Annotated in this window: 13 protein-coding genes; 9 read left to right on the top strand and 4 right to left on the bottom strand. The window is 70.5% G+C overall.

The window, feature by feature from the left end:
• Positions 1-83: 83 nt before the first annotated feature.
• Positions 84-533: a YciI family protein gene (locus CCN37_RS12620; protein ID WP_086820929.1), complete on the top strand. Its 450-nt coding sequence runs from the start codon at positions 84-86 to the stop codon at positions 531-533.
• 349 nt (positions 534-882) lie between these two features.
• Positions 883-2,244 carry an RNA polymerase sigma factor gene (locus tag CCN37_RS12615; protein ID WP_246842988.1) on the top strand — a complete coding sequence of 454 codons (1,362 nt, stop codon included), beginning with the start codon at positions 883-885 and terminating at the stop codon, positions 2,242-2,244.
• Here the strand turns inward: CCN37_RS12615 and CCN37_RS12610 are convergent, their stop codons facing one another.
• A complete protein-coding gene (locus CCN37_RS12610) occupies positions 2,245-2,814 on the bottom strand; it encodes a dihydrofolate reductase family protein (protein ID WP_086820928.1) in 570 nt (189 codons plus the stop codon). It abuts the gene before it with no gap.
• Between the two features lie 44 nt (positions 2,815-2,858).
• Between CCN37_RS12610 and CCN37_RS12605 the strand changes: the two genes are divergently transcribed.
• From CCN37_RS12605 to CCN37_RS12580, 6 genes are all read left to right on the top strand, one after another.
• On the top strand, positions 2,859-3,449 hold the full coding sequence (locus CCN37_RS12605) for a TetR/AcrR family transcriptional regulator (protein ID WP_086820927.1): 591 nt from the start codon (positions 2,859-2,861) through the stop codon (positions 3,447-3,449).
• Between the two features lie 23 nt (positions 3,450-3,472).
• On the top strand, positions 3,473-4,087 hold the full coding sequence (locus tag CCN37_RS12600) for a pentapeptide repeat-containing protein (RefSeq protein ID WP_246842987.1): 615 nt from the start codon (positions 3,473-3,475) through the stop codon (positions 4,085-4,087).
• Between the two features lie 94 nt (positions 4,088-4,181).
• Positions 4,182-5,420, top strand: coding sequence for an MFS transporter (locus tag CCN37_RS12595; RefSeq protein ID WP_143261574.1), 1,239 nt, complete (start codon positions 4,182-4,184; stop codon positions 5,418-5,420).
• Positions 5,421-6,383: a DMT family transporter gene (locus tag CCN37_RS12590; protein WP_246842986.1), complete on the top strand. Its 963-nt coding sequence runs from the start codon at positions 5,421-5,423 to the stop codon at positions 6,381-6,383.
• Positions 6,384-6,401: 18 nt separating this feature from the next.
• Positions 6,402-7,253, top strand: a complete 852-nt coding sequence (locus CCN37_RS12585) for a bifunctional methylenetetrahydrofolate dehydrogenase/methenyltetrahydrofolate cyclohydrolase (RefSeq protein ID WP_086820987.1) — start codon at positions 6,402-6,404, stop codon at positions 7,251-7,253.
• Between the two features lie 14 nt (positions 7,254-7,267).
• On the top strand, positions 7,268-7,570 hold the full coding sequence (locus tag CCN37_RS12580) for a DUF3017 domain-containing protein (protein ID WP_246842985.1): 303 nt from the start codon (positions 7,268-7,270) through the stop codon (positions 7,568-7,570).
• Here the strand turns inward: CCN37_RS12580 and CCN37_RS12575 are convergent.
• Positions 7,563-8,345, bottom strand: coding sequence for an alpha/beta fold hydrolase (locus CCN37_RS12575; protein ID WP_086820924.1), 783 nt, complete (start codon positions 8,343-8,345; stop codon positions 7,563-7,565). The two genes, CCN37_RS12580 and CCN37_RS12575, sit on opposite strands and share 8 nt — an antisense overlap.
• Positions 8,338-8,985, bottom strand: coding sequence for a TetR/AcrR family transcriptional regulator (locus tag CCN37_RS12570; RefSeq protein ID WP_086820923.1), 648 nt, complete (start codon positions 8,983-8,985; stop codon positions 8,338-8,340). The genes CCN37_RS12575 and CCN37_RS12570 overlap by 8 nt, the downstream gene beginning before the upstream one ends.
• 158 nt (positions 8,986-9,143) lie before the next feature.
• On the opposite strand from CCN37_RS12570, the gene CCN37_RS12565 reads away from it, so the two are divergent.
• A complete protein-coding gene (locus CCN37_RS12565; RefSeq protein WP_246842984.1) occupies positions 9,144-9,983 on the top strand; it encodes an inositol monophosphatase family protein in 840 nt (279 codons plus the stop codon).
• Positions 9,984-9,992: 9 nt separating this feature from the next.
• Here CCN37_RS12565 and CCN37_RS12560 read toward each other — a convergent pair whose 3' ends face one another.
• Positions 9,993-11,309: an aminodeoxychorismate synthase component I gene (locus tag CCN37_RS12560; RefSeq protein ID WP_086820922.1), complete on the bottom strand. Its 1,317-nt coding sequence runs from the start codon at positions 11,307-11,309 to the stop codon at positions 9,993-9,995.
• Positions 11,310-11,677: the final 368 nt, after the last annotated feature.

Below are 11,677 nucleotides of genomic sequence, written 5' to 3'. Positions count from 1 at the left end.
TTCAGTGCTCGTCGATCGGTGTTGTCGATCCGGGTGGCCGCCGATCGACGCTCCAGTGGGGACGACCACTGGAGGAGGCGCTGATGCGGTTCATGGTGATGGTGAAGGCGGATGCCCGGTCCGAAGCCGGTCAACCGGTGAGCGCCGAGGTGCTGGCCGCGCTGGAGAAGTACAACGAAGACCTGGTCAACGCCGGTGTGCTCCTCGCTGGGGAAGTGCTCAAGCCCAGCTCCTGCGGTGCGCGGGTGCGGTTCTCCGGCGCTCGGCGGACCGTGGTCGACGGCCCGTTCCCCGCGGCTCGGGACCTGCTCGCCGGGTTCTGGTTGATCGACGTGAAGTCGCTCGACGAGGCCATTGCGTGGGTGGGACGCATCCCCTGCGGTCCGGACTCGGAGGCCGAGGTCGAGGTCCGCCCCGTCGTCGAGGTCGCCGCCTCAGCCCCTGCGCCGCCAGGACTGCCGACTTCGGCTCCACACCGGCTGAGGCCAGCTGACTTCGGCTCTGCGCCGCCGGAGCCTTCGGTGACGTCGTAGCTACCGCGCGGCCGAAGCCGTCTGGTCTGCCGGGCTGTCCGGCGCGCCGAAGCACGCGCACGCACAGGGGCTTGTTCTGCACGTGGTCGAGGCGCAGGTCCTGGTGACGGCACGACCCGGGTTGCGGTGTCTTCAAGACCGCCAAACCCCCTGTCGATCATCGTTAACCACCACAAACCCTCCGCGTTGCCGGTGAAGACCGTCGAGCACCCCTTCGTCAACGCAGCCAGGGGTACCCGTTTCGTACTCATAGCGGTGTGGCTTCACTTCGCCGCTATGAGTACGAAACGGATTTGGGGGACATCGGGGAGGTTGCGAGTGGTGGGGTGGGCTGCTGTGATTGCGCGTCGTGGCGGGTACCGGGGCGGTGATGGGCGGGGCTGCGGACGACGTGGCCGAGGGCAGTGCTGCGAGCGGCAGTGCTGCGAGCGGCAGTGTTGCGAGTGACAGGGCTGCGGGGGACCGGGCGCACCGGGCCATTGAGGCGGTGTGGCGGATCGAGGCCGCGCGGTTGATCGCGGGGCTCGCGCGGTTCATCCGGGACGTCGGGCTCGCCGAGGAGTTGGCGCAGGACGCGTTGGTCGCGGCCTTGGAGCAGTGGCCGGAGTCGGGGGTGCCGAACAACCCGGGCGCCTGGCTGATGTCGGTCGCGAAGCGGCGCGCGATCGATCTGGTGCGGCGCAAGGAGAACTTCGCGCGCAAGTTGGAGGAGGTCGGCCACCGCCTGGAGACCGAGGGCGATGGGGCGGACCTGGAGTACGACCCCGCGCTGGACGGGGAGATCGGCGACGACCTGCTCCGCCTGGTGTTCACGGCCTGCCACCCGGTGCTGTCCACCGAGGCACGGGTCGCGATGACGCTGCGCCTGCTGGGCGGGCTGACCACGGACGAGATCGCGCGAGCCTTCCTGGTCGCGGAAGCGACTGTGGCGCAACGGATCGTCCGCGCGAAGAAGAACTTGGAGAAGGCGAAGGTCCCGTTCGAGGTGCCGCAGGGGGAGGACCGCGCGCAGCGGCTGTCCTCGGTGCTCGAAGTGATCTACCTGATCTTCAACGAGGGCTACTCGGCCACCGCCGGGGAAGACTGGCTGCGACCGGAGCTGTGCGCGGAAGCGTTGCGGCTGGGCCGCGTTCTCGTAGGACTCGTGCCGAAGGAGCCGGAGGCGCACGGCCTGGTCGCGCTGATGGAGATCCAGGCCTCGCGGTCGCGAGCGCGCACGGACGCGGAGGGCAAGCCGATCCTGTTGCTGGAGCAGGATCGCGCGCGCTGGGACCAGTTGCTCATCCGACGCGGGCTGGCGGCGCTGGAGCAGGCGGAAAAGCTCGGCGGAGCGCGCGGTCCCTACGCGCTCCAAGCCGCGCTCGCCGCCTGCCACGCCCGCGCGCGCACGGCAGCCGACACGGACTGGGAGCGCATCGCGAGCCTCTACGCGGTGTTGGTGGAGGTCACGCCGTCGCCGATCGTGGAGCTCAACCGCGCGGTGGCGGTCTCGATGGCCTTCGGCCCCGCGGCCGGACTTGAGGTGGCGGACGGCCTGGTGGACGTGCCCGCGCTGAAGAGCTACCACCTGCTGCCGAGCGTGCGCGGGGACTTCCTGTTCAAGCTCGGCAGGATGGACGAGGCCAAGGCGGAGTTCGAGCGGGCGGCGGGGCTGACGCGCAACACCCGCGAGCGCGAGCTGCTGCTCGGCCGCGCCCGCGAATGCGCGTGATCACTGCTTCGTGTACGTCATGAACGCCATACCGCTGTCGAAGATCCGGTGCGCGGCGAGCTTGAAGCCGGTCGCGCGAAACTCGCCGCTGAACAGCGGTACGCCGGAGCCCGCGACGATCGGGTAGATCTTCACCAGCAGCTCGTCGATCTCCTCGCGCAGGGCGCCCGCGAGCGCGCCGCCGCCGCAGAGCCAGATTCCCTTGCCCTCCAACGCCTTCAGCTCCCTGACCTTGGCGACAGGATCGCCGGGCACGACCTCGACGTCGGGGTGCTGCCGCGTGAGGCTGTTCGAGAACACGTACTGCCGAAGGTGCTCGTAGGGGCTCGGCACGCCCTCCTTGAGCACGACGTCGTAGGTGCCGCGACCCATCACCACGGTGTCGAAGTGCCTGGGCTCCGGGACCGGCAGGCCGACCATGGCGGCGACGTGGGTGGGGACGGTCTCCGGGTACTCGGCGGTCATGACCGCGTTGTGATCGCCCTCCCAGGGGAAGAAGTCCGCGGCGCCCTCCGGGGTCGCGATGAAACCGTCCACTGTGGACGCGATGTAGTAGCTCAGCTTGCGCATGCCGCTCCTCCCATAACCACTATGTCTGTAGTACTGTACGCAGAGTGGTCAGGAAGCGGAACACTGAACGGCGAACCGCGCTGGTCGACGCGGCGATCGAGGTGTTGGCGGCGGAGGGCGCGCGCGGGCTGACCTTCCGCGCGGTCGACGAGGCGGCGGAGGTGCCCAAGGGCACGGCCTCCAACTACTTCGCCAGCCGCGAGGACCTGTTCAACCAGGTCGGCGGGCGCATCCACACGCGACTCGGGCCGACCGCCACCGCGTTGTCCGCGAACACCCTCGCGCCGCGCACGCGGGAAGCGGTGGTGTGGCTGATGACGGAGATGGTGCGACGGATCATCGACGACCGCACGGGCTACCTGGCCTTGCAGGAGCTGCGGTTGGAGGCGACGCGGCGGCCGGAGCTGCGCGCCGCGCTGACCGCGACCGTGCGCGCGAACCTGGACGCGAACATCAAGCAGCACACGGGTTCCGGGCTGCCTGGCGATGCGGATTCGGTGGTGCTGCTGTACTTCTCGCTCACCGCGCTGATCGTCGAGCACCTGACGCTGCCCGAGGTGCTCGACGGCAACGCACTCGACGGTCTCGACGGACTCGTCCGGATGTTCGTGGAAAGGGCCATCCCCGCTGACTGATCACCTGTGGCAGGGTGCTGGGCGTGGACGAGGCGACCCAGGATTCAGTGCCACCGGTGGTCGGTGAGGACTTCGCCGACGCCGTCTTCGCCAACGAGGTGTGGGAGGACTGCGCCTTCGAGCGATGTTCCTTCGTGGACGCGGACCTGCGCGGGCTGATCACCAAGAACTGCACCTTCGTGGCGTGCGACTTCACCGGCGCGGACCTGTCGGAGTCCAAGCACCGGATCACCGCGTTCCGGCAGTGCACCTTCCGCCGCGCCGACCTCAGCGAGTCGGAGCTGCGCGGGTGCTCGCTGATGGGCTCGCAGTTCGGCGACTGCCGACTCCGCCAGTGGCAGCTGCACGACACCGACCTGACCCTGGTCGGCCTGAGCGGCGCCGACCTCAAGGACTCCTCGCTGTCCGGGCTGCGGATGCGCGAGGCCAACCTCAACGAGAGCGACCTGCGCGGCGCCGACCTGACCAAGTGCGACCTCACCGGCGCGCGGATGCTGGACGCCAAACTGGCCGACGCGGACCTGCGCGGGGCGAAGCTCGGCGCGGACATCCTGGTGCAGGCCGACCTGCGCGGCACCAAGGTGGACCTGGAGATCGCGGTCAGCTTCGCGGCCGCGCATGGTCTCGTGATCGAGTAGCCCAGGCAATCCCCGCAGCTCGGAATGCCGTCGTTTGTACAGCACTCACCCCAAGAGGGTCGCCAGAGCCAAGTGGCGCGGTGACACTGTCGTGGTGAGCAGCCCCTACAAAGACCTCGCCGGAACACCGCACCTGCGGGCTCTGCTGGGCTGGTCGATCGTCGGCAGGCTGCACATGGCGGGCATCTCCATCGCCATCACCTTCCTGGCCGTCGAGTGGACCGATTCCTACCTGATCGCCGGGCTCATCGTCGGCGCGGTCACGCTCGGCCAGGGCATTTCCGGGCCGCTGCGCGGCAAGGCCGCGGACCGGGGATCGGCCCCGCGCCTGCTCGCGGTGAGCGGGACCCTGCACACGACCGGGCTGCTCGTCCTCGCGGCGTTACCCGCTGCCTGGTGGCCGATCGCGCCGGTCATCGGGCTCGCGACCGGGCTGTTCATGCCTCCGGTCGGGCAGATCGTGCGCGCGGTGTGCACGCGGGCGGTCGAGCGCGACAAGCACAACGCGGTGTTCTCCATCGAGGCCATCGTCCAGGAGATGGCGTTCCTGATCGGGCCGACGCTGATCGCGGTCGCCGTGGGCTTCAGCGGGGGCCGCGCCGGGCTGCTGCTGAGCGCGGCCATGGTGGCGACCGGAGTGCTCGGGTTCGCGCTGACCGTGCACCGCTCGGGCCACGGCACGCCGAACGCGGAGTCGATCAAGGCCAGCCAGGAGGCGAAGACCTCGATCCTGCGCAACCGGGGCGTGGTGCCGCTGCTCACCGTCGCCACCGTGATGCTCGGCGCCTTCACCATCACCGACATCGCGATCATCAGCTGGGCGCGCGAGCGCGGCACTCCGGAGCTGATCGCCGTGATGGTCACGGTGTGGGGGATCGGCTCGCTGATCGGCGGCCTCGCGGCGGGCTCGTTCAAGGGCGAGCCGAGCCTGGCCCGCCGCGCCGGGCTGTTCACCTCGGGCATGATCGCCGTCGCGCTCGTGCTGCCACCGCTGCTGGACCCGTCGCCGTGGCTGCTCGCCGGGCTGTTGGTGATCACCGGGTTGGCCATCGCGCCCGCCATCGCCACCGCGAACACCTGGCTCGGCGACCTGGTCCCGGAGGGCAGGCTGGCCGAGGCGTTCGGCTGGCAGGCGACCGCGACGACGGCGGCCGGAGCGCTGGCCTCTCCGCTGGCCGGGTACCTCCTCGATTCCTCCGGCCCGGCGGCCGCTGTCGCGGTGAGCGGCGGGCTGGCCGTTCTGGGCACCCTTCTGGCGATCCGTGCAGGCCGTGTACGGAACGTTGCGCTTTCGGAACAGACTCGTCGCGTGGAGGTCGGCAACGATGCCTAGGTGCAGAAAACCGCTGTAGCACCGCGTATTCGCGGGTTCGCCCGAGGGCTCGGGGTGCTCGCCGCTCTGGGCACCGGCACGTTGCTGGCGGTCCAGTCCCGGATCAACGGCGAACTCGCCGACCGGATGGGCGACGGCCTCACGGCCGCCCTGATCTCCTTCAGCACCGGGCTCCTGGTGCTGCTCGTTCTCGTGCTCGCGCTGCCCGTCGGCAGGCGCGGCGTGCGCCGGGTGCGCGAGGCGCTCGGCGGCGGACAGCTGTCGTGGTGGCACTGCACCGGCGGCGTGTGCGGCGCGGTCTTCGTGCTCAGCCAGGGACTGACGATCACCTCGCTCGGCGTGGCGGTGTTCACCGTCGCCGTGGTGACCGGCCAGGCGGCGAGCAGCCTCGCGGTCGACCGCGCCGGGCTCGGCTCGGACGGGCCAAGACCGTTGAGCCGCAACAGGATCACCGGTGCCGTGCTCGCCGTCGCCGCGGTGATGATCGCGGTGTCCGACCGGTTCGAGCAGCCGTCGCTGCTGTGGCTGGCCGCGCTGCCGCTGCTGGCCGGGATCGGCATGGGCTGGCAGCAGGCGGCCAACGGGATCGTCCGCGCGCGGGCGGGTTCCGCGCTGCCCACCGCGATGATCAACTTCTTGGTCGGGACACTGGCGCTGACCGCCGTGCTGGTGGTGCGGCTGCTCGTGGGCGGCGCCGAGATCACCTTTCCGGGCGAACCCTGGCTCTACGTCGGCGGTCTGCTCGGCACGGTCGCCATCGGAGCGGCCGCCGCGCTGGTCTCCACGACCGGTGTCCTGCTGTTCGGACTCGGCCAGGTCGCGGGCCAGCTCATCGGCGCACTGCTGCTCGACCTCGTGGTTCCCGCCGCCGGTGACCACCTGAGCACCGCGACGGTCGTCGGCACGTTGCTCACCGTCGCCGCCGTCGGCATCGCGGCGCTGCCCGGCAGGGCCACTCGCTGATCTGCCACGATGGAGTTCGTGAGTGCGACGATCCTTGACGGCAAAGCCACAAGAGACGCGATCTTCGACGATCTGCGGACCCGGGTAGCGGCACTGCGCGAGCGGGGTGTCACGCCGGGCCTCGGCACCGTGCTGGTCGGCGACGACCCCGGATCGCACGCCTACGTGCGCGGCAAGCACAACGACTGCGCGAAGGTCGGGGTCACCTCGATCCGCAGGGACCTGCCCGCCGACTCCACCCAGGCCGAGGTGGAGGCGGTGCTCGACGAGCTCAACGCCGACCCCGCCTGCACGGGCTACATCCTCCAGCTGCCGGTGCCCAAGCACCTGGACTCCGGCGCGCTGCTGGAGCGGATCGACCCGGCCAAGGACGCCGACGGCCTGCACCCGGTGAGCCTGGGCCGCCTCGTGCTCGGCGAGCCCGGCGCGCTGCCCTGCACCCCGCGCGGGATCGTGGAGCTGTTGCGCCGCTACGACGTGCCGATCGCGGGCGCGCACGTGGTGGTCGTCGGTCGCGGCGTGACCGTGGGCCGACCGCTCGGCCTGCTGCTGACGCGCCGCTCCGAGAACGCCACGGTCACGTTGTGCCACACCGGGACCAAGGACTTGGCCGCCGAGGTGCGCCGCGCCGACATCGTGGTCGCGGCGGCGGGCAGCCCCGCGCTGATCACCCCGGAGATGGTGAAGCCGGGCGCGGCCGTGCTCGACGTGGGCATCACCCGCACCGAGGCGGGTCTGGTCGGCGACGTGCACCCGGGCGTCCGGGAGGTCGCGGGCCACGTTGCTCCGATGCCCGGTGGCGTCGGGCCGATGACCAGGGCCATCCTGGTCAGCAACGTCGTCGAGGCAGCAGAGCGGGCGGCGCGATGAACGCGGAGCAGCACTTGCTTGACGACCACGAGCCGGACCTCCCGCCCCCGCCGCCCAAGTCGCAGCGGTGGCAGGTGCACCTGCCCTACATGGTGGTGATGGGCGTCGTGCTGATCGGCTTCGTGCTGATCATGCTCTACCGCTGGCGGATGGGCTCCGGCGCGATCGCGGGGGCGCTGCTGCTGGCCGCGACCTTCCGCGCGGTGCTGCCGCCGGAGCGCTGCGGCCTGCTGGTCATCCGCACCAGGCTGACCGACATCCTCACCTACGGCGGGCTCGGCCTGCTGATCACCTACGTGGCGCTGACGATCACCTGAGGAACTCCAGCACGTCGCGGTAGAACTCCCGCTTCGTGGTCACCGCGTGCCCGGCCCTCGGGTACATGACGAGCGTGCCGCCGGGCATCCCGGCGGCCGTCTCGGCGAACATCTCCGGCGTCCAGAAGTAGTCCCGCGCCCCGCAGATGACCAGCGTCGGCGTGGTGACCTCGCCGAGCCGGTCGCGCACGTCGAAGCCGTCCTCGGCGGTCAGCACCGCCATCATGTCCGACGGGTCTTTGATCTTCGGCGCGAGCATTCCGGCCACCCACATCAGCCCGCTCACCACCAGTTGGGGCGCGCGGTGCTTGATCATGCCGGGCACCAGTTCCTGGTAGCCGGGCCTGCCTTCGGCGAGCTTCCTGCCCATCGCCATCTGCGCCCGCTTGGCCACCGGTCCGAGCGCGTAGGCGGTGCTGGCGAGAACCGCGCGTCGGACTACGTCCGGGTGATCGAGCAGGAGCTGGAACGCGATCGAGCCGCCGGTCGAGTGCCCGAGCACGTCGACGGGCTCGCGGAAGTACTCGTGCAGAGCCCTGGCGTGATCGGCGGCGATGTCTGCCATCGTGCTGCCCGTGGCCATGCCGGGCTTGCGGTTGACGAAGTAGACCTTTCGCCCCGCGCGCACGAACGGCCGCACCGTCCGCTCGCTGATCTTCCTGGCGATACCGGACGGGTTCTCGTGCGTGGGGTTGAAACCGGGGAGGTACACCAGCGGTCTGCCCTCACCGACGGTGAAGTACGGCAGGCCGCCAGGCAGCACTCCCTCAGACATAGATCGGCGACATCTCCGTCACCAGTGCGCGGACGGGCGCGGTGGTGAGGCCGTTGGCGACGAACTCGATCAGCTGGTCCAGCACGACGGGGTAGACGTCCTCGGCGAACTCGTCGCGGTGCAACGGCAGCAGCAGGACCGCCTGCATCAGGCCGATCACCGCCTCCGGGCTGATGTCGATCAGCTTGCTGCTGCGCTGGGCGCGCCGGAAGAACTCGCCCAGCGGCAGGTTCACCTGCTCGCGGACCTCGGCGGCGCGCTCGGGGTCGATCCGCCTGCTGACCGTCTGGAGTTCCTCCGGGTGGGTGACCAGGCGGCGGTAGAGCGGGTTGTCGTCGAGCACCCGCAGCGTCGCGCGCAGGAAGTCCTTGATCGCCGTGCGCAGGTCGGGCGCCTTGGTCAGCACCTCGTCCAGCAGCTGCTTCTGCACCTCGGGCGCCTGCCGCAGCATCAGCTCCAGGTACAGCGCCTCCTTGGACTCGAAGAAGGCGTAGAAGCTGCTCTTGGCGATGTTCGCGGGCCGGACCAGGTCGTCCAGCGAGGTCTTGCGCAGGCCCTGGGTGGTGAACAGGTTCTCGCCTGTTCGCAGCAGGATCTCGGTGATCCTGGTGCGGTCTGCGGCGCTGAACGGCGTGGGCATGCGATCTCCAATGAACCCGTGAACAAACAAATTTCTTGTTCGCAGCGAAAACTACGCCTGGTCGGGGCCTCGTGCAAGGGTCACCTCGGATGATTGAGGACGACACCCGTCTGGGCACCCGGTGAGCACACCGTCGCTGTCGTCATCGAGGAGCCCCTGTGAGCGAACTGGACCTGGACATCGAACGCCGCATCTCCTGGCCGGTCCCAGAGCCCGAGTTGTCCGACGACATCCACCCCGCGCTCGCCGACGCCGTGCGGGCGGCCGCGACCGCCTACCGCGCGTCGAGGCACCGGTTCGGCAGGGACGATCTTGCCGTTGTGGTGGCCCAGGGCGCTGACGGCACGCCGACGATGCGCGTCGACGAACTCGTGGAGGGCGCGATCGCCGAGGCCGCCGCCCGGCACGGGGTCAACCTGCTCAGCGAGGAGATCGGCTTCCTCGACCACGGCTCGGCCACCACCCTCGTGCTCGACCCGATCGACGGCTCGGCGAACGCGGCGGCCGGGGTGCCGCTGTCCTGCGTCGCCGGAGTGGTCGCCGTGGACGGCGTCGCGACCGAGGCCGTCACCTGCTGGCTCGACACCGGGCGCGTGTGGTGGGCGAAGGCCGGGGAGCCGACGCCGTACCGGACCACCGGGCGGACGTCGGTCGAGGGCTCGGAGCTGTGCATGCTGCGGCCCAAGCCCGGTGCGCGTGACGCGTGGATGCGGGTGGCCTCGCGCGCGGACCGGGTGCGGGTGCTGGGGACGACGGCCCTGGAGTGCGCGTTGGTCGCCGAGGGCTCGGTGGACGGCTTCGTCGACCCCGGCTCCGACACCCACCGGATCATGGACCTCGCCGCCGCGATGGTCACCGTGCCCGCCGCGGGTGGCGTGGTGCTCGACGCCTTCGGTCGTCCGTTGGTGCTCGACCCGGATCTGTCCCGCCGCTGGTCCGGAGTTGCCGCCGCCACCCCCGCGCTGGCTGAGGAACTCCTCGCCCTCATCGCGGGCTGACCCGCCGGGTTATCGCAGCGCCGTGGGGAGCGGGGTGGCGAGGAGGGTTTCGATGGGGGCCGCTTTGGTGAGGCACTCCTGCCACTCCGCGGCGGGATCGGAGTCCGCGGTGATGCCGCCGCCCACGCCGAGGCGCACGGTGTCGCCGTGGAACTCCAGCGTCCGGATCACGACGTTGAGCTCCATGCCCGCGACGGGGGAGGCGAGTCCGATCGCGCCGCAGTACGCCTCGCGCGGGCTCGCCTCCAGCTCGGCGACGATCTCCAGCGCCCGCAGCTTCGGGGCGCCGGTGACCGAGCCGGGCGGGAACGCGGCAGCGAGCAGTTCGTCATCGTCCACTGTGGACGGAAGCTGACCCTCCACAGTGGACACCAGATGCCACACCCCTGGTGCTGGGCGGACGGAGAGCAGTTCGGGCACGGTGACGCTGCCCGTCGCGCACACCCTGCCGAGGTCGTTGCGCACCAGGTCCACGATCATCACGTTCTCCGCGACGTCCTTCGCGGACTGCCGGAGCAGCAGCGCGTTCCCGTTGTGCTCGGGCAGCCTGCGGGGGAGCGTGCCCTTGATCGGACTCGACCGGACGATGTTTCCCCTGCGCGAGAGGAACAACTCCGGCGAGAACGAGGACAGTGCGCCCCATTCGCCTGCCAGGTAAGCGGATCGGGTCGGCCGCAGCCTGCCGACCCCGGCCGCGTAGACCTCGGCGGGATCACCGGCGAACACGGCGGAGAACTCCGAGCACACGTTCGCCTGGAAGATCTCGCCCTCGCCGATCGAGTCGACACAGGCGCGCACGGCGTCCATGTGCAGCTCGGCGGACGGCCGCGCGAGGCGGTCGACCACCCACGGGCGCACGGGCGGGTCCTCGCCGCGGTCGACGAGCGCGATCAGCTCGGTCGCCAGCTGATCCGGTGCCGGCTGTCCGTCCGGCACGAGCGCCTCGAACCACCACCGCCCACGCCGGTCCTGGCGCAGCACGTGATCCGCCCAGCCCCACACCGCGTTCGGCAGTCGCCTCGGCCGCTCCCACACCCCTGGATCGGTCAACCCGTAGCCGAGGTAACCGAACCACCCGCCGCCGATCGCGTCGGCCGGGGCCGAGGTCACCGCGACGGAGGGCTGCTGTCCGGGGAACGCGAACGCCTCGACGTCGTCGACCGGCTCCGCCGACAGCGTTGGGGCGAGCACCGCACGCGAGCCGAACCAGTCTCCGACCAGCGCCGCGGGCGGGGCGATGCCGAGCACCGACGCGCGCTCCGACAGGCGCCGGAACACCCGCTCCGGCGCGGTGTCGGAGGCCAGGGGCCACGCTACGACTCGCACGATCGCCCATCATGGGCCAGGAATCCCGCCGCTGGTAGGCCCAGCGCCGTTGTGTGAATTTCAGCGCGTGGGATCGGACCACGACGCCGTTGCCGCGCACACCACTGAGATTAGGCAGCCGGGACCGTCGGGTCACTGAGGAAAACCGGAGAAACCCGGGTGGACGACCACAGCGGAATCTTGAAGAAAACCTCAGTGTGCCGGGGCCCGCGCATGCCCACACTGGACGAGGCCGACGCACGACGGCTGCGCCTGGATCACGCAGCCAGCAACCACCACCGCTCTTCGCGAAGCAGAAGGGGGAAGAGCTGAGAGAACCTCACCAGAACGGAGCCGGATAAGGCGGTCAACTCCGGCGACCGTAGGCT

Source organism: Allokutzneria sp. NRRL B-24872 (assembly GCF_002155965.1).
Classification (GTDB): domain Bacteria; phylum Actinomycetota; class Actinomycetes; order Mycobacteriales; family Pseudonocardiaceae; genus Allokutzneria.
This window is presented reverse-complemented; position numbering and strand designations above follow the sequence as displayed.

What these genes read in the sequence shown, in the direction of transcription:
- CCN37_RS12620 (WP_086820929.1), top strand. Translation starts at nt 84, where the DNA reads ATGCGGTTCATGGTGATGGTGAAGGCGGATGCCCGGTCCGAAGCCGGT.
- CCN37_RS12610 (WP_086820928.1), bottom strand. Translation starts at nt 2,814, where the DNA reads ATGCGCAAGCTGAGCTACTACATCGCGTCCACAGTGGACGGTTTCATC.
- CCN37_RS12575 (WP_086820924.1), bottom strand. Translation starts at nt 8,345, where the DNA reads ATGTCTGAGGGAGTGCTGCCTGGCGGCCTGCCGTACTTCACCGTCGGT.
- CCN37_RS12570 (WP_086820923.1), bottom strand. Translation starts at nt 8,985, where the DNA reads ATGCCCACGCCGTTCAGCGCCGCAGACCGCACCAGGATCACCGAGATC.